General features: G+C 73.2%; 16 protein-coding genes. 11 read left to right on the top strand and 5 right to left on the bottom strand.

Features of this window, described 5'->3' with window-relative positions; translation table 11 throughout:
* Positions 1 to 137: 137 nt before the first annotated feature.
* Positions 138 to 1,976 carry a DUF2264 domain-containing protein gene (locus ACRRSS_RS31845; RefSeq protein WP_435974498.1) on the top strand — a complete coding sequence of 613 codons (1,839 nt, stop codon included), beginning with the start codon at positions 138 to 140 and terminating at the stop codon, positions 1,974 to 1,976.
* 91 nt (positions 1,977 to 2,067) lie between these two features.
* Here ACRRSS_RS31845 and ACRRSS_RS31840 read toward each other — a convergent pair whose 3' ends face one another.
* Both ACRRSS_RS31840 and ACRRSS_RS31835 read right to left on the bottom strand, forming a co-directional pair.
* Positions 2,068 to 2,841 (bottom strand): SDR family NAD(P)-dependent oxidoreductase, encoded by a 774-nt coding sequence (locus ACRRSS_RS31840; protein WP_435974497.1) that lies wholly within the window; start codon positions 2,839 to 2,841, stop codon positions 2,068 to 2,070.
* A gap of 84 nt (positions 2,842 to 2,925) precedes the next feature.
* Complete coding sequence (locus ACRRSS_RS31835; protein WP_435974496.1) at positions 2,926 to 3,600, bottom strand: MOSC domain-containing protein; 675 nt, start codon at positions 3,598 to 3,600, stop codon at positions 2,926 to 2,928.
* An 81-nt stretch (positions 3,601 to 3,681) separates the two neighbouring features.
* On the opposite strand from ACRRSS_RS31835, the gene ACRRSS_RS31830 reads away from it, so the two are divergent.
* On the top strand, positions 3,682 to 4,575 hold the full coding sequence (locus ACRRSS_RS31830) for a LysR family transcriptional regulator (protein ID WP_435974495.1): 894 nt from the start codon (positions 3,682 to 3,684) through the stop codon (positions 4,573 to 4,575).
* 101 nt (positions 4,576 to 4,676) lie between these two features.
* Here ACRRSS_RS31830 and ACRRSS_RS31825 read toward each other — a convergent pair whose 3' ends face one another.
* On the bottom strand, positions 4,677 to 5,066 hold the full coding sequence (locus ACRRSS_RS31825) for a WhiB family transcriptional regulator (protein WP_435974494.1): 390 nt from the start codon (positions 5,064 to 5,066) through the stop codon (positions 4,677 to 4,679).
* Between the two features lie 434 nt (positions 5,067 to 5,500).
* Here ACRRSS_RS31825 and ACRRSS_RS31820 point away from each other — a divergent pair, with 434 nt between their 5' ends.
* The 4 genes from ACRRSS_RS31820 (at position 5,501) to ACRRSS_RS31805 (ending at position 9,832) form a co-directional block, all read left to right on the top strand.
* Complete coding sequence (locus ACRRSS_RS31820; RefSeq protein WP_003948568.1) at positions 5,501 to 6,112, top strand: response regulator transcription factor; 612 nt, start codon at positions 5,501 to 5,503, stop codon at positions 6,110 to 6,112.
* Between the two features lie 243 nt (positions 6,113 to 6,355).
* Positions 6,356 to 6,958, top strand: a complete 603-nt coding sequence (locus ACRRSS_RS31815) for a sigma-70 family RNA polymerase sigma factor (protein ID WP_435974493.1) — start codon at positions 6,356 to 6,358, stop codon at positions 6,956 to 6,958.
* 140 nt (positions 6,959 to 7,098) lie between these two features.
* Positions 7,099 to 8,601 (top strand): IMP dehydrogenase, encoded by a 1,503-nt coding sequence (gene guaB / locus ACRRSS_RS31810; RefSeq protein ID WP_435974492.1) that lies wholly within the window; start codon positions 7,099 to 7,101, stop codon positions 8,599 to 8,601.
* Positions 8,602 to 8,707: 106 nt separating this feature from the next.
* Positions 8,708 to 9,832, top strand: coding sequence for a GuaB3 family IMP dehydrogenase-related protein (locus ACRRSS_RS31805; protein ID WP_435974491.1), 1,125 nt, complete (start codon positions 8,708 to 8,710; stop codon positions 9,830 to 9,832).
* A 69-nt stretch (positions 9,833 to 9,901) separates the two neighbouring features.
* Here ACRRSS_RS31805 and ACRRSS_RS31800 read toward each other — a convergent pair whose 3' ends face one another.
* Complete coding sequence (locus ACRRSS_RS31800) at positions 9,902 to 10,393, bottom strand: hypothetical protein (protein WP_435974490.1); 492 nt, start codon at positions 10,391 to 10,393, stop codon at positions 9,902 to 9,904.
* Between the two features lie 110 nt (positions 10,394 to 10,503).
* Positions 10,504 to 11,745 carry a nucleotide sugar dehydrogenase gene (locus ACRRSS_RS31795; RefSeq protein ID WP_435974489.1) on the bottom strand — a complete coding sequence of 414 codons (1,242 nt, stop codon included), beginning with the start codon at positions 11,743 to 11,745 and terminating at the stop codon, positions 10,504 to 10,506.
* A 273-nt stretch (positions 11,746 to 12,018) separates the two neighbouring features.
* Between ACRRSS_RS31795 and ACRRSS_RS31790 the strand changes: the two genes are divergently transcribed.
* The 5 genes from ACRRSS_RS31790 to ACRRSS_RS31770 all read left to right on the top strand — a co-directional run bounded on the left by ACRRSS_RS31790 (position 12,019) and on the right by ACRRSS_RS31770 (position 23,501).
* A complete protein-coding gene (locus tag ACRRSS_RS31790) occupies positions 12,019 to 13,725 on the top strand; it encodes a glycerol-3-phosphate dehydrogenase/oxidase (protein ID WP_435974488.1) in 1,707 nt (568 codons plus the stop codon).
* A 190-nt stretch (positions 13,726 to 13,915) separates the two neighbouring features.
* Positions 13,916 to 16,330, top strand: coding sequence for a serine/threonine-protein kinase (locus tag ACRRSS_RS31785; protein ID WP_435974487.1), 2,415 nt, complete (start codon positions 13,916 to 13,918; stop codon positions 16,328 to 16,330).
* Positions 16,331 to 16,488: 158 nt separating this feature from the next.
* Entirely contained in the window at positions 16,489 to 19,668 is a 3,180-nt protein-coding gene (locus ACRRSS_RS31780; RefSeq protein WP_435975474.1) for a protein kinase, read from the top strand.
* 136 nt (positions 19,669 to 19,804) lie between these two features.
* Entirely contained in the window at positions 19,805 to 21,613 is a 1,809-nt protein-coding gene (locus tag ACRRSS_RS31775) for a protein kinase domain-containing protein (RefSeq protein ID WP_435974486.1), read from the top strand.
* Positions 21,614 to 21,863: 250 nt separating this feature from the next.
* Positions 21,864 to 23,501 carry a succinic semialdehyde dehydrogenase gene (locus tag ACRRSS_RS31770; RefSeq protein WP_435974485.1) on the top strand — a complete coding sequence of 546 codons (1,638 nt, stop codon included), beginning with the start codon at positions 21,864 to 21,866 and terminating at the stop codon, positions 23,499 to 23,501.
* The last annotated feature ends 1 nt before the right edge of the window (position 23,502 follow it).

The following is a 23,502-nucleotide window of genomic DNA, read 5'->3' as shown; positions in this document are numbered from 1 at the left end:
CTTAGTTCAATCCCGGCCCCGAATGATCGAACGCTAAGGATTTCGATCATTCGCTCCGATTCTCTTGACGTTCGATCGGAGCCTGTTCAGGATTCCCGGCGACGCAGTCGTCACCGCAGGGAGCCTCAGGGAGCATCATGCCCACGCCGCCCGAGAACCGTGAGCTCAGCCCGTACACCGGCTGGACCCGTGCCCACTGGGAGGCCACGGCCGACCGACTCCTGCTCGCGGTACGGCCGTTCGCCTCGTCCCGCCACGGGCTGATCGACCTGCCCGGACCCCGGCCCAGCTGGTCAGGGGCCCGTTCCGACGGCTTGGAGGGCTGGGCCCGCACCTTTTTCCTCGCCGCACTCCGCGTCGCGGGCGCCCGGGGGGCGGACCCGCACGGCCACCTCGACCGGTACGCCGAGGGGCTCGCAGCGGGAACGGCGAAGCCCGGCACCGGCGACCCCGGCACCGGCGACCCCGACTCCTGGCCCCGCACGACCGACACCCGGCAGGCGATCGTCGAGGCCGCCTCCGTAGCCCTCGGCCTCCGCCTCACCCGGCCCTGGCTCTGGGACCGGCTCGACGACCGCACCCGCGCCCAGGTCGTCGACTGGCTCCGCCCCGCCCTCGGACCGTCCCCCGTCGACAACAACTGGTGGCTCTTCGGCCTCACCGTCGCCGGCTTCCTCCAGGACGCCGGCGCCGAGACCGACCGGGCCGCCGCCACGATCGACCGTTCCCTCGCCCGCGTGGAGGAGTGGTACCTCGGCGACGGCTGGTACAGCGACGGCGACAACCGCGCCTTCGACCACTACAACGCCTGGGCCCTGCACCTCTACCCCGTCCTCCACGCCCACCTCGCCGGCGACCGGGAGCTCCTCGACCGGTACGGGCCCCGCCTCCGCGCCCACCTCGACGACTACGTCCACCTCTTCGACGCGTCCGGAGCGCCCCTCCCGTACGGGCGCTCCCTGATCTACCGCTTCGCCGCCGCCGCCGCGCCCTGGCTCGGCACCCTCACCGGGCACACCCCGCTCACCCCCGGCGCCACCCGCCGCCTCGCCTCGGGGACGGTGCGGTACTTCCTCGACCGCGGCGCCACCGACCCGGACGGGCTCCTCACCCTCGGCTGGCACGGCCCGTACCCGCCCTTCGTCCAGGAGTACTCCGGCCCCGGCTCCCCCTACTGGGCGTCCAAGGGTTTCCTCGGCCTCCTCCTGCCCGCGGACCACCCCGTCTGGACCGACCCCGAGGAACCCCTGCCCGCCGAACGCGCCGACACCGTCCGCCTCTTCGGCCCGACCGGGCTGCTCGTCCAGACCACCGCCGCCGACGGGCTCGTACGCCTCCACAACCACGGCAGCAACCACGTCCACAGCGCCGATCAGGGCGAGGACGATCCCGGCTACGCCCGCCACGCCTACGCGACCCGGACGGGACCCACCACCGGACCGGCTCCCGCCGACAACCACTTCGCGCTGCTCACGCGGGACGGGAGGCCCACCACCCGGGGCGCCGCCACCCCCGCCGGCACCGGCCCCGGCTGGGCCGCCTCCCGGCACACCCCGTACCCCGGCGTCCGGGTCCTCTCCGCCACCCTCGTCCACGGCCGCGCCGAGGTCCGCGCCCACCTCGTCCTCGGCGCCCCGGAAGGGACCCCCGTACGGCAGACCGGCTGGGCCACCACTCCCCAGGGGCCGCACGCCCAGCTCCACCCGGTCCACGGCTATCCGGCGGACCGCGAGGCGGACGAACTCCCCACCGGGGAGACCCTTCAGGGGCCGGGCAGCCGCACCCTCACCCTGCACGGCGTCACGAGCGGGCCGGCCGCGCTCTTCGTCGCCCTCGCCTCGCTCACCGCCGAACCCGCCCCGGTCCCCGTCGCCGCGCTCGGGGACGTCCGGGTCGTCGGCCACGCCCTGCACGTGACCTGGCGGAACGGCACCACTGCCGGACTCGACCTCGCCGCCCTGGTCGAGCGCGTGTGAAGGCCGTCGTGACGGACGTCGTGAAGGCCGTCGTGAAGGTCGTCGTGAAGAGGGGTGCGCGGGGCGGTGCGACGGACCGTGCGAAGGGCCGTCACTTCGGCCCGTACTTGCGCCCCGCCCTGGAGGACACCCCGCCGAGCAGACCGCGCGGCGCCAGCTTCACCACACCCATGAGGGCCTTGTAGCGGGGGTCGGGGATCGACAGCGTCCTGCCCCGCTCCAGGTCCGCGAGGGCCGCCGTCACCAGTTTGTCCGCGTCGAGCCACATCCAGCCGGGGATGTTGTCCGTCCCCATCCCGGCCCGCTCGTGGAACTCGGTCCGCACGAAGCCGGGGCAGAGCGCCATCAGCCGGACCCCGCTGCCCGCCAGATCCCGCGCCGCGCCCTGGGTGAACTGCACGACCCAGGCCTTGGACGCCCCGTACGTGCCCCGGGGCAGGAAGGCCGCGACCGAGGCGACGTTCACCACGGCGCCCCGGCGGCGCTCCCTCATCGACGCGGAGGCGGCCGAGGTCAGCCGCAGCACCGCCTCGCAGTGCACCGTGAGCATCTTCAGCTCGTCGGCCATGGGGACGTCGAGGAAGCGGCCCTTGTTGCCGAAGCCGGCGTTGTTCACGAGCATGTCCACCGGCTGCTTGCGGTCCGAGAGCCGGGCCTCGACGGCGGCGATGCCCTTCTCCTCGGCGAGGTCCGCCGCGAGCACCTCGGCCTCGATGCCGTGCCGGTCGTGCAGCTCGGTCGCCTGCTCCCGGAGCCGTTTCACGTCCCGGGCCACGAGCACGACATCGTGACCGTCGGCGGCCAGCCTCCGTGCGAAGGCGGCCCCGATGCCCGCGGTGGCGCCCGTAATCAGTGCAGTCGTCATACGGGCACGGTAGTGCCCCGACCGGCGCCTTCCGCCCGGGCGTCCTCCTCCGCCACCGGTCCGCCACCGTCCGTCCACGGGCGACTACGCGCGGGCGTACTTCTCCGCGTACTGGCGTGCGAGCGCGAGGAGTCCCGACTCCATCCACTCGGCGGCGGCCAAGGTGCGGGGCAGCAGGGCCCGTTCGACGGTCGCGGCGCGGTGGAGCAGCGCGACGGTGATGTCGTGGTCGGGCCGGTGGACGACGGTGATCGGGTCGCCCGCGCGGATCTCGCCCGGCACGATCACCCGCAGCAGCGCGCCGGGTCCGGCCTCGGACCCGGTGAACCGGCGGACCCAGCCCTTCTCCTCCAGGAAGCCCGCGAACGTACGGCAGGGGATGCGGCCGCCGGTGACCTCCAGGACGACCTCCTCGCCGATCCGCCACCGCTCGCCGATCAGGGCCCCGTTCACGTCGAGGCCGCGGGTGGTGAGGTTCTCGCCGAAGGAGCCGTTGGCGAGCTCACGGTCGAGCTCCCGCTCCCACAGGTCCAGGTCCTCGCGGGCGAAGGCGTACGCGGCGCGGTCGTCGCCGCCGTGGAAGCGCAGGTCGCAGACCGTGTCCCCGGCCAGCCCGCTCTTCCCGACCCCGGGCGCGCCGGGGGCCTCGATCCGTACCGGCCCGTCGACCGGCCGCTTGTCGATGGCGGTCAGTCCGGAGGCGGCTTCGGTGTAGTCCGCGGCCTGGGCGCGGCCCACATTCACACTCAGCAAGGTCATGAGGGCACTTTACGGGCACCGATCTCAAAGCCAAGGGTGAGATTGTGCGACTTCACCCAAGATTCGCTTATGCTGAGACGCATGATCGAGGCACGCCATCTCCGCGTCCTGCGCGCCGTCGCCGCCACCGGCTCCTTCTCGGCCGCCGCGCGCGAACTCGGCTGCACCCAGCCCGCCGTCAGCCAGCAGATGAAGGCCCTCGAAGCCTCCGCCGGCACGCCGCTGCTGATCCGCACGGGCCGCGAGATGCGCCTCACCCAGGCCGGTGAGGTCCTGGTCCGCCACGCCTCCGGCATCCTCGCCGGGCTCACCGCCGCCGAGGAGGAAGTCGCCGCCATCGCCGGGCTCCGGGCGGGCCGGGTCCGTCTGGTGTCCTTCCCGAGCGGCAGCTCCACGCTCGTCCCCACCGCGCTCGCCGCGCTGCGGGCCGCGCACCCCGGCACCCGCGTCTCGCTCGTCGAGGCCGAACCGCCGCGCTCGATCGAGATGCTCCGCGAGGGCGACTGCGACGTGGCCCTCGCCTTCCGGTACGGGGCGGGGCGGGCCGAGTGGGACGACCTGGTGGTCCGGCCGATCCTCGCCGACCGGCTGGTGGGTCTGGTCCCCGAGGGGCACCGGCTCGCCGGGGCCGGATCGGTGGGCATCGCCGAACTCGCGGAGGAGTCCTGGATCGCGGGCTGCCCGCGCTGCCGCCGGCAGCTCGTGGACGTCTGCGAGGAGGCGGGCTTCACCCCCCGTATCGACTTCGCCACCGACGACTACCCGGCCGTGGTGGGCCTGGTGGGCGCGGGGCTCGGCGTGGCCGTCCTGCCGGAGCTGGCCATCGAGTCCGTACGGCCGAAGGGGGCGCGGACCGTGACCGTGGAGCCGGCGGTGGAGCGGGAGATCGTGGCGCTGACACTGCCCGACCTGGCGCTGGTCCCGGCGGTCGCCGCCACCCTCGACGAGCTGACCCGCGCCGCCACGCGCGCGTAGACGCGGTCGCGCGACGCGCGCGTGGGCGCGGTTCCGGCTCGGTACTGGTTCCTGGTGCTGCGCGGTGCTGGTCGGGCGGTACTAGTTGAGGAAACGTTCCTTCACATGCGCTCCACAATCGGTCGGCCCGCTGCCGACGCCGATGTCGTCATCGATGTCACGGATGCCCCGGACGCGCCCGACGCGGCCGTCGGCGCCGCGGTGATCAGGCGATTGCGCGCGCGTCCCATGAGCTCTTCGCGTTCGTCCTCGGTGAGGCCGCCCCATACGCCGTAGGGCTCCCGCACGGCGAGTGCGTGTGCCGCGCACTCCGCGCGCACGGGGCACCGCATGCAGACCTCTTTCGCCGAGTTCTCACGCGCACTCCGTGCCGCGCCGCGCTCTCCCTCGGGGTGGAAGAACAGGGAGCTGTCGACGCCGCGGCAGGCCGCGAGCAGTTGCCAGTCCCACAGATCGGCGTTGGGTCCGGGAAGGCGGGAGAAATCTGCCATTGCGCTTGTCCCCTTGAAACCGTGTCGAACGGATAGGTGGGCGGGTGGATGGCTGATGGCCGGGGCTCCTCGGGCTCCGACAGATCTGGGGTCGGTACACCTACTGTCTAAGTAGATGTAAATATGACTCATTGCGAATCTAGCCACAGACACTGCGAAAAGGGAAGAAAAGCCGCTAAATGGGGCATAGCTTTCGCCGATGGGCAGAAGGCGCGCGTCGCTCTCCTCCGCGCACGACCCCTCACGTAGAGTGCCGAAGCCTGCCGTCCGACCCGTAACTCTTTCGAGTGACCATCGTTGAGAGTGCGGTGGCGGTTGAAGGAACAAGCGATCGGGCAGGTGTCCGAGAGCGTCAATCGCACAGGTGACGATTACGTACAGCCCTGGAGGCTCAAGGTGACGCGCTACAGCTGCGAGAGCCGCGGAGGTCAGGCATGACATCCGTCCTCGTCTGCGACGACTCCCCGCTTGCCCGAGAGGCGCTCCGCCGCGCGGTCGCGACCGTGCCCGGTGTCGAGCGCGTGACCACCGCGGCCAACGGCGAGGAAGTCCTCCGCCGCTGGGGCGCGGACCGCTCGGACCTGATTCTGATGGACGTGCGCATGCCCGGTCTGGGCGGCGTGGAGACCGTCCGCCGGCTGCTCTCCGCGGACCCCGGCGCCCGCATCATCATGCTCACGGTCGCCGAGGACCTCGACGGCGTCGCCCTCGCGGTCGCCGCCGGCGCCCGCGGCTATCTGCACAAGGACGCCTCGCGCGCCGAGCTGCGGGCCACCGTCACCCAGGCGCTGGCCGACCCGACCTGGCGGCTCGCCCCGCGCCGGCTCCGTTCGGCCGAGATGGGCGCCGCGCCCACCCTCACCGCGCGCGAGATCCAGGTCCTCGAAGGCATGAGCCACGGCCGGTCCAACGCGGAGATCGGGCGCGAGCTCTTCCTCTCCGAGGACACGGTCAAGACCCACGCCCGGCGGCTCTTCAAGAAGCTGGGCGCCTCCGACCGGGCGCACGCCGTCGCCCTCGGGTTCCGCTGGGGCCTGGTCCGCTGAATCGCAGGTCACCCGCCATATCCCCGTCCTCACCCACGTCCGTCGTGGGGTGGACGGGGTGGGCTTGTGTCACTTCCCCGCCGGATGACGCATCCTTGAGGTGTGGAGTTCCTCGGGGACGAGTCGATCGAGCGGGAGGGGAGGGCGCGGGAGATGAGTTCCGGCGCACCTGCTCATAACGCTTCGGTGCACAACTACGGACGCGGTGCCACGAACGCGGAAGCGTCGGGGCACCATGGAGCGATGCGCGACGACGAGACCGCGGGGTCCCCCATGCCTGCCGGGCAGGGGGAGATCGGCGCGCTCGTCCACCGCGCGGTCGAGGGCGACGCCCAGGCCACCCACGACCTGCTCGCGCGGGTCCACCCGCTCGCCCTGCGGTACTGCCGCACCCGCCTCAACCGGCTCCCGGGCGACGCCCGGCACTTCGTCGAGGACCTGGCCCAGGAGGTCTGCGTCGCCGTCCTGATGGCGCTGCCGCGCTACAAGGACACCGGCAGGCCCTTCGAGGCCTTCGTCTTCGCCATCGCCGGACACAAGGTCGCCGACCTCCAGCGGGCCGCCATGCGGCACCCGGGATCCACGGCCGTGCCCTCCGACGAGATGCCCGAGCGGCCCGACGACTCCCTCGGCCCCGAGGAGCGCGCGCTCCTCAGCGACGACGCCGAGTGGGCCAAGAAGCTGCTTGCCAACCTCCCGGAGAACCAGCGCGAACTGCTCGTGCTCCGCGTCGCGGTCGGACTGACCGCCGAGGAGACCGGACAGATGCTCGGCATGTCCCCCGGCGCCGTCCGGGTCGCGCAGCACCGCGCGCTCAGTCGGCTCAGGGCACTGGCCGAGCAGTAAGTCTCACCGGGGCTTGTCGTCCCTTTCGTACACGTGGGAACGTCCAAAGCTTTCCGCTGATCTTGATCGTGGAATGAGACACCGCTCCAGCCCGTTAGCATGGACATCCCGCACCGATCAAGGCCATTTGGGAAGGTGTCATGACTGCCAACGTCGACGGAGTGCCCGAGAAATTCGCGACACTCGGGCTGACCTACGACGACGTGCTGCTCCTGCCGGGCGCGTCCGAGGTCCTCCCGAACGCGGTCGACACCTCGTCCCGCATCTCCCGCAACGTCCGCGTGAACATCCCGCTGCTCTCGGCGGCGATGGACAAGGTCACCGAGTCCCGCATGGCCATCGCCATGGCGCGGCAGGGTGGCGTGGGCGTGCTGCACCGCAACCTGTCGATCGAGGACCAGGTCAACCAGGTCGACCTCGTGAAGCGCTCCGAGTCCGGCATGGTGACCGACCCGATCACCGTCCACCCGGACGCGACGCTCGCGGAGGCCGACGCGCTCTGCGCCAAGTTCCGCATCAGCGGCGTCCCGGTCACCGACCAGGGCGGCCGGCTCCTCGGCATCGTCACCAACCGCGACATGGCCTTCGAGTCGGACCGCAGCCGCCAGGTGCGCGAGGTCATGACCCCGATGCCGCTGGTCACCGGCAAGGTCGGCATCTCCGGCGTGGACGCGATGGAGCTGCTCCGCCGCCACAAGATCGAGAAGCTGCCGCTGGTCGACGAGGCGGGCATCCTCAAGGGCCTCATCACGGTCAAGGACTTCGTCAAGGCCGAGAAGTACCCGCACGCCGCCAAGGACAAGGAAGGCCGGCTGCTCGTCGGCGCGGCCGTCGGCGCCAGCCCGGAGGCGCTGGAGCGCGCCCAGGGCCTGGCCGAGGCGGGCGTGGACTTCCTCATCGTCGACACGTCCCACGGGCACAACAGCAACGCCCTGAACTGGATGGCGAAGATCAAGTCCAGTGTCGGCGTCGACGTCATCGGCGGCAACGTCGCGACGCGTGACGGCGCGCAGGCCCTGATCGACGCCGGTGTCGACGGCGTCAAGGTCGGCGTCGGCCCCGGCTCCATCTGCACCACCCGTGTGGTCGCCGGCATCGGCGTCCCGCAGGTCACCGCCATCTACGAGGCGGCGCTCGCCGCCCGCGCGGCCGGCGTCCCGGTCATCGGCGACGGCGGTCTGCAGTACTCCGGCGACATCGGCAAGGCGCTCGCCGCCGGCGCCGACACCGTGATGCTGGGCAGCCTGCTCGCCGGGTGCGAGGAGTCCCCGGGCGAGCTGCAGTTCATCAACGGCAAGCAGTTCAAGTCGTACCGCGGCATGGGCTCGCTCGGCGCGATGCAGTCCCGCGGCCAGGGCCGGTCCTACTCCAAGGACCGCTACTTCCAGGCCGAGGTGGCATCGGACGACAAGCTCGTGCCCGAGGGCATCGAGGGCCAGGTGCCCTACCGCGGCCCCCTGGCCAACGTGCTGCACCAGCTCGTCGGCGGCCTGCGCCAGACGATGGGCTACGTGGGCGCGGCCACCATCGACGAGATGGAGTCGAAGGGCCGGTTCGTCCGGATCACCTCCGCGGGCCTCAAGGAGAGCCACCCGCACGACATCCAGATGACGGTCGAGGCGCCGAACTACAGCAGGAAGTAACACAGCGCGACGCGTGGGGGCGGTTCCGGCATGTGGCCGGAGCCGCCCCCCACGCTTGTGTCGGGGATACTGGTAGGCGCAGACGTAGAGGGAAAGGCCACACATCGTGACTGAGATCGAGATCGGGCGCGGCAAGCGCGGCCGCAGGGCGTACGCGTTCGACGACATCGCCGTCGTCCCGAGCCGGCGCACCCGGGACCCGAAGGAGGTCTCGATCGCCTGGCAGATCGACGCCTACCGTTTTGAGCTGCCGTTCCTGGCCGCTCCCATGGACTCGGTCGTCTCACCGCAGACCGCCATCCGCATCGGCGAGCTGGGCGGCCTGGGCGTCCTGAACCTCGAAGGTCTCTGGACCCGGTACGAGGACCCGCAGCCGCTGCTGGACGAGATCGCCGAGCTGGACGAGGCGACCGCGACCCGGCGTCTGCAGGAGATCTACGCCGCCCCGATCAAGGAAGAGCTGATCGGGCAGCGCATCAAGGAGGTGCGCGACTCCGGTGTCGTCACCGCCGCCGCGCTCTCACCGCAGCGCACCGCGCAGTTCTCCAAGGCCGTCGTCGACGCCGGTGTGGACATCTTCGTCATCCGCGGCACGACGGTCTCCGCCGAGCACGTCTCCGGCGCGTTCGAGCCGCTGAACCTGAAGCAGTTCATCTACGAGCTGGACGTCCCGGTCATCGTCGGCGGCTGCGCCACGTACACCGCGGCGCTCCACCTGATGCGCACCGGCGCGGCGGGCGTCCTCGTCGGCTTCGGCGGCGGCGCGGCGCACACCACGCGCAACGTGCTGGGTATCCAGGTCCCGATGGCGACCGCCGTCGCCGACGTGGCCGCGGCCCGCCGCGACTACATGGACGAGTCCGGCGGCCGGTACGTGCACGTCATCGCCGATGGCGGTGTCGGCTGGTCCGGCGACCTGCCGAAGGCGATCGCCTGCGGCGCCGACTCGGTCATGATCGGCTCCCCGCTGGCCCGTGCCACGGACGCGCCCGGCAAGGGCCACCACTGGGGCATGGAGGCCGTTCACGAGGACGTGCCGCGCGGCAAGCTGGTCGACCTGGGCATCGTCGGCACCATCGAGGAGATCCTCGCGGGTCCGTCGCACATCCCGGACGGCTCGATGAACTTCTTCGGCGCCCTGCGCCGCGCGATGGCCACCACGGGCTACAGCGAGCTCAAGGAGTTCCAGCGCGTCGAGGTCACGGTCGCGGACTCCCAGCACAAGCGCTGATCCTCCGTACGTACGCCGAGGGGCCCCGCACCGGGTGGTGCGGGGCCCCTCGGCGTACGTACGGTCCGGCTACGCGGAGGCCTTCCTGGCGCCGGAGAAGGCGGCGAAGGCGCCGAGACCGAAGAAGAGGAAGGTCAGGGCGTCCTTGTTCTCGCTCCAGGCGTCGGTGATCAGGCCGAACTCCTCCAGGAAGAGGTCCAGGGCGGAGGCGTCCAGCTGCTTCGCGACGAGGATCGCGATGCCCACGAGCTGGCCGAGGTAGATGGCCCCCAGGGTCAGCACCGCACTGGCGACCGGCAGGACGGGGTTGCGGCCGCCGACCTTGCCTGCGGCGAGGCCCACGAGGAAGCCGACGCCGACGGCGGCCCAGCCGATCTCGCGCTCGATGCCGCCGATCAGGGCGCCGTACACACCGGCGGTGACGAGCGCCGCGACCAGGGCGGCGACCAGACCGAGCGCCACGTTGTCACGGGCGGGGGCGGGCGGCGGCGCGACCGGGTAGGGCTGGGGCGCGGCGCCGTCGGCGAACGGGTTGCCGGGCGGCGGAACGGGCTGGCTCATGCTGTGGATCCCCCAGGGACGTAGTCGCACGGATGTGCGTGCGAGAAGCCCGGAGGCTAGCAGTCGGGTGTGACAGCGGAACAGGGGGTTTCGGCCGGTGGCCGTGCGGCTCAGAGCCGGTGGGCGGTGCCGGTCGGGGTGGCGCCCCGGGTGTCGAGGAGGAGCTGTGCCTTCACCGCGAGGCCCTGGAGGTCGTACGTGCGGTGGTGCTGGAGCAGGACGGTGAGGTCGGCGTGGGCGGCGGCCTCGTAGAGGGAGTCCGCGCGGGGGACGGGGAGCTCGCGGACGCGCCAGTCCGGGACGTGCGGGTCGTGGTAGCTGACGGCCGCGCCGAGGTCCATGAGGCGGCGGGCGATCTCGTCGGCGGGGGACCCCTGGCGGTCGGGGAGGTCGGGCTTGTACGTGATCCCGAGCAGCAGGATCCGGGCGCCGCGGGCCGACTTGCCGTGCTCGTTGAGGAGGGTGGCGGCGCGCTGGACGACGTACCCCGGCATGCGTTCGTTGACCTGGCCGGCGAGTTCCACGAGGCGCAGCGGGCGGTGGGCGCCGACGGTGTCGACGGGGGCGCCGTGACCGCCGACCCCCGGGCCGGGGCGGAAGGCCTGGAAGCCGAAGGGCTTGGTCTCGGCGCAGCGGATGACGTCCCACAGGTCGACGCCGAGTTCGTGGCAGAGGACCGCCATCTCGTTGACGAGGGCGATGTTGACGTGGCGGAAGTTGGTCTCCAGGAGCTTGACCGTCTCCGCCTCGCGGGGGCCACGCGCGCGTACCACCTTGTCGGTGAGCCGGCCGTAGAAGGCGGCCGCCGATTCGGTGCAGGCCGGGGTGAGGCCGCCGATGACCTTGGGGGTGCCGGCGAAGCCGTGGGTACGGCTGCCGGGGTCGAGCCGGCCGGGGGAGTACGCGAGATGGAAGTCGCGTCCGGCGCGGAGGCCGGAGCCCGTTTCGAGGACCTCGCGGAGCAGGCCCTCGGTGGTGCCCGGCGGGACCGGGGACTCCAGGAGGACGGTGGTGTGCGGGCGCAGCCGGGCGGCGAGCACGCGGGCCGCGTCGGTGACGGCGGTGAGGTCGAGGGCGCGGTCCGGGCCGAGGGGGGTCGGGGCGCACAGGACGGCGGTGCGGACCCGGCCGAGCTCGGCGGGGTCGGCGGTGGGCCGGAAGCCCCCCGAGAGCATCCGGCGGATCTCCGGGACGGTGAGGGAGCCGTCGACCGGGGACCGGCCGGCGGTGAGTTCGGCGGCGGGGCGTGGGTCGGTGTCGTAGCCGATGGTGTCGATGCCCGCGGCGGTGGCGGCCTGGGCCAGGGGGAGTCCGTGGTGGCCGAGGCCGATGACGGCGAGATCAGCGGGCATGGGGTGGGCCGTCCTTCCCAGTAGCCGGAGGGGACTCGACGCACAAGCCCGGTGGACAGAACGGGTCGAGCGCAATGTCAGACTAGGCGTAAATATGACCGATATGTGGCATTGCGTAGCCGCAGGTCGCCGAGTGTTATCCACAGGTCGGTGGCGAGGCGGTGGCTGAAGTCGCCCGGGAGGGACAGAATCGAGCTGTGAGCCGGACCGCGTGGCCCGGTTCGCGTGCTGGAACGACCGGAGTACGACGGGGGACGACGGGAGGCGACAGCCGTGAGGACAGCGACACTGGGACCCGCCGAGCGCGTCGAAGCGCTCGCGGCCATGGCCGAGCGAGAACTCGACGTGCTGGTCGTCGGCGCCGGAGTGGTCGGCGCCGGGACGGCCCTCGACGCCGTCACGAGAGGGCTCTCCACCGGCCTCGTCGAGGCCCGCGACTGGGCGTCCGGCACCTCCAGCCGGTCCAGCAAGCTCATCCACGGCGGCCTGCGCTACCTGGAGATGCTGGACTTCGCCCTGGTCAGGGAGGCGCTCAAGGAGCGCGGACTCCTCCTGGAGCGGCTCGCACCCCACCTGGTGAAGCCGGTCCCCTTCCTCTACCCGCTGCGGCACAAGGGCTGGGAGCGGTTCTACGCGGGCTCCGGCGTCGCGCTGTACGACGCGATGTCGTTCTCCTCGGGCCACGGCCGAGGCCTCCCCGTCCACCGGCACCTCTCCCGGCGGGGCGCCCTGCGCGTCGCCCCCTGCCTCAAGAAGGACGCCCTCGTCGGCGCCATGCAGTACTACGACGCCCAGATGGACGACGCCCGCTTCGTCACGACCCTCGTGCGCACGGCCGCGTCCTACGGCGCCCTGGCCGCGAGCCGGGCCCGCGTCATCGGCTTCCTGCGCGAGGGCGAGCGGGTCGTCGGGGCCCGCGTCCAGGACGTCGAGGCCGGGGTGGCGTACGAGATCCGGGCCAGGCAGATCGTCAACGCCACCGGGGTGTGGACCGACGACACCCAGGCCCTCATCGGCGAGCGCGGCCAGTTCCACGTCCGCGCCTCCAAGGGCATCCACCTCGTCGTCCCCAAGGACCGCATCCACTCCTCCACCGGGCTCATCCTGCGCACCGAGAAGTCCGTGCTCTTCGTGATCCCCTGGGGCCGGCACTGGATCGTCGGCACCACCGACACCGAGTGGGACCTCGACAAGGCCCACCCGGCCGCGTCCAGCGCCGACATCGACTACCTCCTGGAGCACGTGAACACCGTGCTCGCCACCCCGCTCACCCGCGACGACGTCGAGGGGGTCTACGCGGGCCTGCGCCCCCTGCTCGCCGGCGAGTCGGACGCCACGAGCAAGCTCTCGCGCGAACACACCGTCGCCCACCCGGTCCCGGGCCTGGTCGTGGTGGCCGGCGGCAAGTACACGACGTACCGCGTCATGGCCAAGGACGCCGTCGACGAGGCGGTGCACGGCCTCGACCAGCGCGTCGCCCCCTGCGTCACCGAGGACACCCCGCTCCTCGGCGCCGAAGGCTACCGGGCCCTGTGGAACGCGCGGGCGAGGATCGCCGCGCGGACCGGCCTCCACGTCGTCCGCGTCGAGCATCTCCTCAACCGGTACGGCTCCCTGACGGAGCAGATCCTCGACCTCATCGCCGAGGACCCCGCACTCGGCCGGCCGCTCGCGGCCGCCGACGACTACCTGCGCGCCGAAATCGTCTACGCCGCCTCCCACGAGGGCGCCCGCCACCTCGACGACGTCCTCACCCGGCGGACCAGGATCTCCATCGAGACCTTCGACCGGGGAACGCTCAGCGCCCGCGAGTGCGCGGAGCTGATGGCGCCGGTCCTCGGCTGGGACGAGCTCCAGATCGAGAAGGAGGTCGAGCACTACGACAAGCGGGTCGAGGCGGAACGGGAGTCGCAGCGGCAGCCCGACGACCTGACGGCGGACGCCGCCCGGCTCGGGGCGCCGGACATCGTGCCGATCTGACAGGACGGCGGCGCCGCACGCGTCGGGTGGGAACCTGGGGGGTGTGCGGGGGCGTCGTCATCCCGGAGTACGGACCCGGGGGCGCCACCCGTCCCGAGGTGAGGGACAATGGCCTCTCTTCCAGGGCGGGTTACCGCATCGCGCGGGAAGCGTCAGACGCGGCGAAGATCAGGGATCGCAGAGGGGACGCATGTCGGAGGCGGAGCAGTCGCGGGACACGGCGAAGGACCCCAGGCGGGACGCCGCCGCGGGGGCCTCGGCCGACGGCGACGGAGGGGCGATCCCGGCCGCGCGCAAGCCGGCGCGGGACGCGGAGAACACGCAGGTCAAGCAGGGTTCGGGCGCTGCGGGTGACGGCAGGGACACGGGGGACGCGAGTGATGTGCAGGGGGCACAGGGCTCGGCGGAACCGGTGGATCGGGTGGCGCCCGTGAGCCCCGGCGACGCCGCGGGTGCGGCGGACCCCCGGGACACCGGGGGTGACCGGAACGTGAAGGACGCTCAGGACGCGCGGGATCCCCGGGCGGTGAAGGACGTTCAGGACGCCTCCGCCGCCGGGCGGCTGCGCGGGACCGAGCCGTCGACCGGGCGGGCCGGATTCGGCGCGGGCGACGGCGACGGCGAGAGCGACCGCCGGCCGACGGCGAGCGGCGCGCGCGGCACCGGCGGCGACCGGGGGCGCAAGGCCCCGGTCAACGAAGGCCGCCTCCTCGCGGGGCGCTACCGGCTCGGCGCGATCCTCGGCCGCGGCGGCATGGGCACCGTATGGCGCGCGGTCGACGAGACCCTCGGCCGTACCGTCGCCGTCAAGGAACTCCGCTTCCCCACCAGCATCGACGAGGACGAGAAGCGGCGCCTCATCACCCGGACCCTGCGCGAGGCGAAGGCCATCGCCCGGATCCGCAACAACGGCGCCGTGACCGTGTACGACGTCGTCGACGAGGACGACCGTCCCTGGATCGTCATGGAGCTCATCGAGGGCAAGTCCCTCGCCGACGCCGTGCGCGAGGACGGGACGCTGACGCCCCGGCGCGCCGCCGAGGTCGGCCTCGCCATCCTCGACGTGCTGCGTTCGGCGCACCGCGAGGGCATCCTGCACCGCGACGTGAAGCCGTCCAACGTGCTGATCGCCGAGGACGGCCGGGTCGTCCTCACCGACTTCGGCATCGCCCAGGTGGAGGGCGACCCCTCCATCACCTCCACCGGCATGCTCGTCGGCGCCCCCTCGTACATCTCCCCGGAGCGCGCCCGCGGACACAAGCCCGGCCCCGCAGCCGACATGTGGTCGCTCGGCGGACTGCTGTACGCGGCGGTCGAGGGCAGCCCGCCGTACGACAAGGGTTCCGCCATCGCCACCCTCACGGCGGTGATGACCGAGCCGGTCGACCCGCCGAAGAACTCCGGACCCGAGCTGGAGAAGGTCATCTACGGCCTCCTCGCCAAGGACCCGGCCCAGCGGCTCGACGACGCCCGCGCCCGCGTCCTGCTCCTCGCCGTGCTCGACGCGCCCGAGGCGGCGCCCCCGGTCTCCCCCGAGGTCACCAGGGTCGTACCGCTGCCGCCGCGTCCCGAGCGGGTGCCCGAGGCCCCGCCGGCCGACAAGGCGCCCGACGCGACGGCCGACCGCATGCGGGGCGCCCTGAAGTCCGTACGCAACGCGGCGGCCTCCGTGAAGGCCGACCCGAAGCCGACGCGCTCCCGGACGGCCGCGACGGCGGGCGCGAGCACCGCGCCGGCGCACGGCGGCGGCAGGCCGACTCCGGCCCGCGCGTCGCTGACCGATGTCGTACCGCGCCGCACGCTCGTGATCATCGCGGCGGTCGCCGTCCTCGCCCTGCTCGGGACGATCCTCGCGGTCTCCCTCGGCGGTGGCGACGAGGGCAACCAGGGCAAGGACAACGGGGGCACCACGGCCTCGGCAGGCGCCACGGCCGGCGGCGACGGCTCCAGCGGTTCCGGCGGCTCCGACGGGGGCAAGGGGCAGACGCCCGGCGGCCCCGGCCAGCAGGGCGGCGCACAGCCCGGTGACACCGGCACCAACGGGACCACGGGCGCCGGAGGCACGGGCACCACCGGCACCACCGAAGGGTCGAACGGCAGCGGCGTCACGCCGTCCGGCAAGCCCGGCGGCGGCACGGGCGCCCAGCTGCCCGCCGGATACACCCTCGTCACCAACGACCGCTTCCACTTCTCCATGGCGATGCCCTCGACCTTCAAGGTGCGCTCGATCCCGGGCTACAGCGGAGGCGGGATATTCAGCGAGAGCGGCGGCTTCCCGCGCGTCCAGGTCGACTTCAACGCCAGCCCGAAGGACGACGCGGCGGCCGCCTGGGAGCTGGGCAGGATAGGCGTCGCCGCCACCAGCAAGGGCTACCGGCACTTCGGCATCAGGACGGTCTCGTACAAGGGCTACCCGACCGTCGCCGACTGGGAGTTCGAGCGCGTCCAGCAGGGCAAGCGCGTCCACGTGCTCAACCGCGGCTTCAAGGTGGACGCCAAGCGCGGCTACTCCATCATGATCAGCTGCGAGGCGGACGAGTGGAACGGCGCGGAGTGCAGGACGCTGCGCGAGACGGCGTTCGCCACGTTCAGCCCCAAGGACTGACCGGCGCCCCGTATCGTGAGGGTTCGAGGACCGTACACAGTCGAACAGAGCCGATAACTGCACGGTGCCGGACCGGAATTGTCGGACTCGTGTGACCCCGCCCGATCACGGGGGTCCGCGGGTCCACGGGGGACAGCGTGCGCGCGTGGGGAGGCGTCGTGGACGACTACGCGGGAAGGGTGCTGGCGGACCGCTACCGCCTGCCACTGCCGCCGGCGGACGCCGACGCGTACGACCTGGCGGAGACGCGCGCCTTCGACACGTACAGCGGGCAGGAGGTCCTGGTCCGCCAGGTGCCCCTGCCGGAGTTCGTCGACGCCGAGGTGCTCGACGGGGAGGACGGCCACGCAGGTCCGTACGGCAGCGCCGGGCGGGCGACCCGGCGCCCGGCCGAGCCCGTCGTGCGCCGGGCCATCGAGGCTGCCCAGGCCGCCGCGCAGATCCCCGACCATCCCCTCCTCGACCAGGTCTTCGACGTCTTCGCCGAGGCCGGTTCGCTGTGGATAGTGAGCGAACGCGTCGCCGCCCGGCCGCTGGCCGCCCTCCTCGCCGAAGGGCCGCTCAACCCGTACCGGGCGGCCGAGATCGGCGCCGACGTCCTCACCGCCCTGCGCGCGCTCCACGCCCACGGCTGGGTGCACCGGAACATCACCGCCCGGACCGTACTCGTCTGCGACGACGGCCGGGTGGTCCTCACCGGCCTCGCGGTGGGCGCCGCGGAGGAGGCCCTCTGCGGGTACGCGCCGGTACCGGAGCCGGAGTCGCCCGCACCGGCGTGGTCGGCGCCGGTGGAGGAGTACGGGGCGGAGGAGTACGACGCGGAGGAGTACGACGCGGAGGAGTACGACCCCGAGGGGTACGGCTCGGAGCGGGACGGGTCCGGGGAGTACGGGTCCGGGGAGTACGGCTCCGACCTGTACGAGGTGGAGGTCTACGAGGAGGCCCACGAGGCCGTCCACGAGGGCGCCTACGCCGACGCGCTGGTCCCGTACGGGACGGACCCGGCCCCGGACCCGGATCCGGACTCGGAAGAGGAGCCGGTCGCGGGGACGGCGCCGGAGTACGGCTACGGCTACGGTGCCGAGCCCTCCACCGAGGGACCCGGCCCGTACGAGACCGACTACGGACCCGACTACGGACCCGACTACGGAACCGGTTACGAGACCGGCTACGGAACCGGTTACGACACTGACGCCGCCCCGGATTCCGGCGTCGCCCCGAACACCGACACCGACGACGAATCCGGATTCGGTCCCGACGCCGACGCCGGCGCCGGCGCCGACCCCGACCCCGACGCCGACCGCGATGCCGACACCACCGACGGCACCGGCTCCCCCTACGGAACCGCCCCCGGCGCGTACGGGGTCGACCCCTACGGCCGGTCGACGGAGCGGCCCGCCGCCGAGACACGGCCCGTGGCCGCGCCGCCCACCGCGGACGTGCGGGCCGCGCGGGCCGGGGCCATCGCCGCCTACCGCGCCGGTGCCCGCGCCGCCGCCCGGCTCAGCGAGACCGGGGCGCTCCCCGCCCAGCGCCCCGCGCCGGCGGATCCGCCCGAGCCGCCCCCGGCGCCGACGGCGCAGGCGGCCGGTGCGCCCGAGCCGCAGTGGTGGGCGCGCGTGGCGGACGACGAGGACGACGAGGACGAGGGCGACGAGCCGTACGGCGACTCCGGACCGCGCTCCGGCCCACCGCCGCGCGTGATGCTCAAGGGCAGTTGGAGCGACGGTCCGCACGCCTCGCGGGACAGTTCCGCGCCGATCCCGGCCGGTGGCGGTCCGGGCCCCGGCCGCGGCCCCGTGCTGCCCGGTTCGGGACGCCCGGCCCTGCCCGCCGGCTACACGGCCGCGACCCCGGACCCCGCCCTGCTCCCGGCCCCCGCCGGCAGCCGGGCGGAGGTGCCGGTCGCCGTCCCCGCGCAGGCGGACCGCGGCCCCACCACCCGGCTGGCGGCCGAGCGGGCCCGGCAGACCCGGATCGCGGTCGTCGGCGCCGTCACCGAGCGCTGGGCGCCCGAACAGGCCGGCCCCGTGCACGAGAACTGGCGCCTGGCCCCGCCCATCGGCCCCGCCACGGACCTGTGGGCGCTCGGCGCGCTCCTCTACCGGGCCGTGCAGGGGCACGCCCCCTACCCGGAGGACAGCGCCGCCGAGCTCGTCCAGCTGGTCTGCGCCGAGCCGCCCGCCTTCGCCGAGGAGTGCGGGCCGCTGCGCCCGGTCGTGGAGTCCCTGCTGCGTCAGGACCCCACCGAGCGGCCCGACTTCGAGGAGCTGCGCGGCTGGCTGCGTTCCCTCGTGCGCTCGGCTCCCGAGCCGGACGCCGGCGTCGGGGTCGTGCCGCTGCCGTCCTTCGACGAGGCGCGGCTGCCGATCGTGCGCCGGCGCGGCGAGCTGGTGCGCCGGCGGCGCGGGGGAGCGGGCGCCGGGCGCCACCGCCACAAGCGCGGCAAGGACCCGCGGCCGCCCGCCCGCCGGGAGGACCCGCACCCGCGGGAACGCGAGCCCGACCCCGTACGGGCCGACGTGCGGGGGGACTTCCGTGAGGAGTTCCACGACGCGTACCACGACGAGATCCCGCAGCGGGCTGCCAGGGCGCCGCGCGCCGCGCGCCCCTCGACCTCCCGCCCGCCCGGCTCCCCGCGCGCCCTCGGCCGTACGCTCCTGATCCTGGTCTTCCTCCTGCTCGGCGGGGTCGTCGCGTACGCCGTCCTGTTCATGCCCGGGGAGGGGGAGACGCCCGCCGGGCCGGCCACTCCCACCGCCGGTCAGACCCCGCGTACCACCCCGCCCGCGAGCCGTCCCCCCACGACGGCGCCGCCGTCCACGGGGCGGCCCACCGCCCCGCGCACCACCGCGCCCGCCGGAGATCCCCCGGCTCCGCCGCTCGCCGCCGGGTACACGCTGCGCCAGGACGCCGAGGGGTTCAGGATCGGAGTGCCGAACGGGTGGCGGCGCAGTCCGATCAACGACGCCGGGCAAGTGCGCTACACCGGAGGCGACTTCACGATGATCGTCGTCCCCGGCCGGGACAGCGTCCGGGACAACGGTTCCGATCCGCTGGAGTACCAGAACTCCAGGGAGCGCGAACTGGATCCGTGGCGGACGTCGAGCTGGGCGGACGTGGACGAGGTGCGCCGGGTCGACATCGGCCGGACGGCGACGGCCACGGGGAGTTACTGGTGGCTGGACAGTACGGGCCGCGAGGTGTTCGTCCGCAATCTCGCCCTGATCGACGGCGGTCGCTACCACGTCGTGCAGGTCATCGGCCCGAAGGACCGGCGCGACAAGGTCTCGGAGATCTTCGACGAGGCCACGAAGGCGTTCCGGCCGGGCCGCTGAACCGGGGGAGGGACGGCGGGAGCGCCCGGATCGGCCACCGGCCCCCGGTCACAGTGCTGTTCCTTTGACCGCCCCGAGGTTCCGTCACCCCGTCCCCCCTCCGTAACCTGGCATCCGAAGGAACAGGCGGGGGCACGTGGAACATTCTCAGAGCACAGGGTCGGGGCTGTTGCTCGCCGGTCGCTACCGGCTGGGCGAGTCCATCGGGCGCGGCGGCATGGGCAAGGTCTGGCGCGCGCATGACGAGGTACTGCACCGCGTGGTGGCGGTGAAGGAGTTGACGGCGGGCCGGTTCGTGGCCGAGGCCGACCGGCTCGTGCTGCACGCCCGGACGCAGAAGGAGGCGCGGGCCGCCGCGCGGATCACGCACCCGGGTGTGGTGACCGTCCACGACGTCCTGGAACACGACGACCGGCCGTGGATCGTGATGCAGTACGTCGACGGTCCGTCGCTCGCCGACGCCGCCAAGGAGAAGGGCGCGATCGATCCCCACGAGGCGGCCAGGATCGGGCTGCACGTGCTGGGCGCGCTGCGTGCCGCGCACGCCGCCGGCGTGCTGCACCGCGACGTCAAGCCGGGCAACGTCCTGCTGGCGCGCGACGGGCGCGTCCTGATCACCGACTTCGGGATCGCGGCGATCGAGGGGGACGCGACGATCACCCGGACCGGTGAACTCGTCGGTTCCATCGACTATCTGGCGCCCGAGCGGGTACGGGGCGGCGACCCCGGCCCCGCCTCCGACCTCTGGTCCCTCGGCGCCACGCTGTACACGGCGGTGGAGGGCAGCTCGCCGTTCCGCCGCACCTCCCCGATCAGCACCATGCAGGCCGTGGTGGCCGAGGAGCCGCCGTACCCGGAGAAGGCGGGCCCGCTGGCCCCCGTCATCGTGGCCCTGCTGCGCAAGGACCCGGAGCAGCGGCCGCGGGCGGACGAGGCCGGGCGGATGCTGCTCGACGCGATGGAGGGGCGGACCCCGGCGGCGGCGCAGGCGTACGTGCCGACCCAGCGGGTGGCCAGGGAGGACCTGGAGCCCTCGGGGGACGGTTCCGCCTTCGGTCTCGACCTGGTGGAGCTGAGCGAGGAGGACGACGGAGCGGGCGCGCGGGACGCCACGGGTCCGACGGGTGCCTCCCGCACCTCCGGACCCGCCCGTACCGCCCAGTGGCCCCACCCGGCCCAGGGACTCCAGGGTGCTCAAGCACCCCACCCGGCCCAGCGGCCGCACGGTGCCCAGGGGCCCGAGTCCCGCCCGCACCACCCCGCCGCCGCTTCCCCGCCCACGGGGGTGCCGCCGTCCGCCGTCCCGGCGGCGGCCTCCGGACGCGGCCGCTGGCGCACCGTCGTCCTGGCGGCCGTGCTCGCCGGGCTCGTCGCCGGCGGCGCCGTCTTCGCCGCCATGAACTACGCGGGCGGCGACCGGAACGGCAACGCCGGACGCCCCACGGCCACCGGCTCCGCGCCCTCCACCGCCGCCCAGGGAGCCGGGAACGACATCCCGGACGGCTGGCAGCGCGTCGACGACCCCAAGGGCTTCAGCCTGCTCGTACCGAAGGGCTGGAAGCGGCAGACTGAGGGCGACCAGGTCGACTACACCCCGGACAACGGCAACCACCGGATCCGGATCAGCATCGACGAGAGCCCCGACTTCGAGAACCCGTACATGCACTCCCTGGACCTCGAACGGGTCCTGGAGAAGCGGATGGACTACAAGCGGATCAAGCTCAACCAGACCACCTACCGCGACCAGGTCCGCTCGTGTCTGTGGGAGTTCAGCTGGACCGAGCGGAAGGACTTCCCCGGGCCGCGGCGGGCGATCGACCTGATGTACTACGAGGACGACGGCACGGAGTACGCCATCTACATGTCCGCCCCCGAGTCGAGCTGGGAGACCACCCGGCAGCAGTTCGACGTCGTCCTCCAGCACTGGCGGGCGCCGGGCGACTAGGGGGGTGTCGGTGCCGGACGCCGCGAGCCAGGCCTGATCGACAGGACACCCCCCTGGGACCGGCGGGGCCGAACCATCCCTCGGCGACGTCCTGGACCCCTCGGGGAAATCTCCGCCGACGGCCTCTCCTCAGCCGTAAGGCCCTGATCAGGGCTTATGTGCCAGTGATCGCTGGCGTGATGTGCGTACCCGGTGAAAACGCGTTACCGACGGGTACCCAAAGGCCGGAACGCCGCCTACGCTCGCCCTCATGACGGACTCGCAGGCCCCCGCCGCCCCTTCGGTTCCCGCCGCGCCCGCCGCGGCGACCAATCCGGTCGCGCCCGCGCCCGCCGGCGCCCGCACGGCCGCCGACGTCGTGACGCCCGACGTGGTCGCCCGGCTCACCCGCGGCGTCGTCGGCTCCGGCCGCACCGCCAACCACACCCCCTTCACCGGGGCGAAGCTGGCGGACCTGCCCGAGTCCACCCCCGAGGACGTCGCCGAGGCCTTCACGCGCGCGCGTACCGCCCAGGAAGCCTGGGCCGCCACCCCGGTCAAGGCCCGCGCCGCCGTCCTGCTCCGCTTCCACGACCTCGTCCTCCAGCGTCAGTCCGAGGTCCTCGACCTCATCCAGCTGGAGACGGGCAAGGCGCGCCTGCACGCCCACGAGGAGGTGCAGGCGGTGGCCGTCGCCGCCCGCCACTACGGCCGCAAGGCCTCCTCCTACCTGCGTCCCCGCCACCACACCGGCGTCGTACCGACCCTCACCAAGGTCACCGAGCTGCGCCAGCCGCGCGGGGTCGTCGGTCAGATCGCGCCCTGGAACTACCCGCTCGAACTCTCCGTCGGCGACGCGCTCCCCGCCTTCGTCTCGGGCAACGCCGTCGTCATGAAGCCCGACACGGAGACCGCGCTCACCGCGCTGTGGGCCCGCGACCTGCTCATCGAGGCCGGACTGCCCGCCGAGGTCTTCCAGGTCGTCCTCGGCGACGGCCCCGTCGTCGGCCCCGAGGTCGTCAAGCACGCCGACTACGTCTCCTTCACCGGCTCCACCCGCACCGGCCGCGAGGTCGCCCAGGGCGCCGCCGCCCGGCTCGTCGGCGTCTCCCTCGAACTCGGCGGCAAGAACGCGATGCTCGTCCTGAAGGACGCCGACGTCGAGAAGGCCGCCGCCGGCGCCGTCCGCGCCTGCTTCTCCTCCGCCGGACAGCTCTGCATCTCCATCGAGCGCCTGTACGTGCACGAGTCGGTCGCCGACGTCTTCCTCGACCGCTTCGCCGCCCGCACCAAGGCCATGCGGCTCGGCAACTCCCTCGCGTACGGGGCCGACATGGGCTCCCTCGTCGGCGAGCGGCAGCTGGAGACGGTCACGAAGCACGTGGAGGAGGCCGTCGCCAAGGGTGCCACGCTCGTCGCCGGCGGCGTCGCGCGCCCCGACATCGGCCCGCTCTTCTACGAGCCGACCATCCTCGACGGCGTCGAGGCCCCGATGGCCGTCTGCGGCGAGGAGACCTTCGGACCGGTCGTCTCGATCTACCGCTTCAGCGACGAGGACGAGGTGATCGCCCTCGCCAACGCCACCCCGTACGGCCTGAACTCCTCCGTCTGGACGAAGGACTCCCGCCGCGGCCACGCCGTCGCGGCCCGGCTCCGCACCGGCACCGTCAACATCAACGAGGGGTACGCCCCCGCCTACGGCAGCGTGCAGTCCCCGATGGGCGGCATGAAGGACTCCGGCCTCGGCCGCCGCCACGGCTCCGAGGGCATCCTCAAGTACACCGAGGCCCAGACCGTCGCCCAGCAGCGGCTGATCCCGCTCGCGCCCTCCTTCGGGATGGACGACGAGAAGTACGCCGCGTTCATGAGCGCGTCCCTGAAGGCGATGAAGGCCCTGCGCCTGCGCTGAC

Origin of the sequence: Streptomyces sp. Qhu_M48 (assembly GCF_051305195.1) — a bacterium.
Lineage (GTDB): Bacteria > Actinomycetota > Actinomycetes > Streptomycetales > Streptomycetaceae > Streptomyces.
The sequence above is the reverse complement of the archived record's forward strand: the minus strand, read 5'-3'. Positions and strand labels throughout refer to the sequence as shown.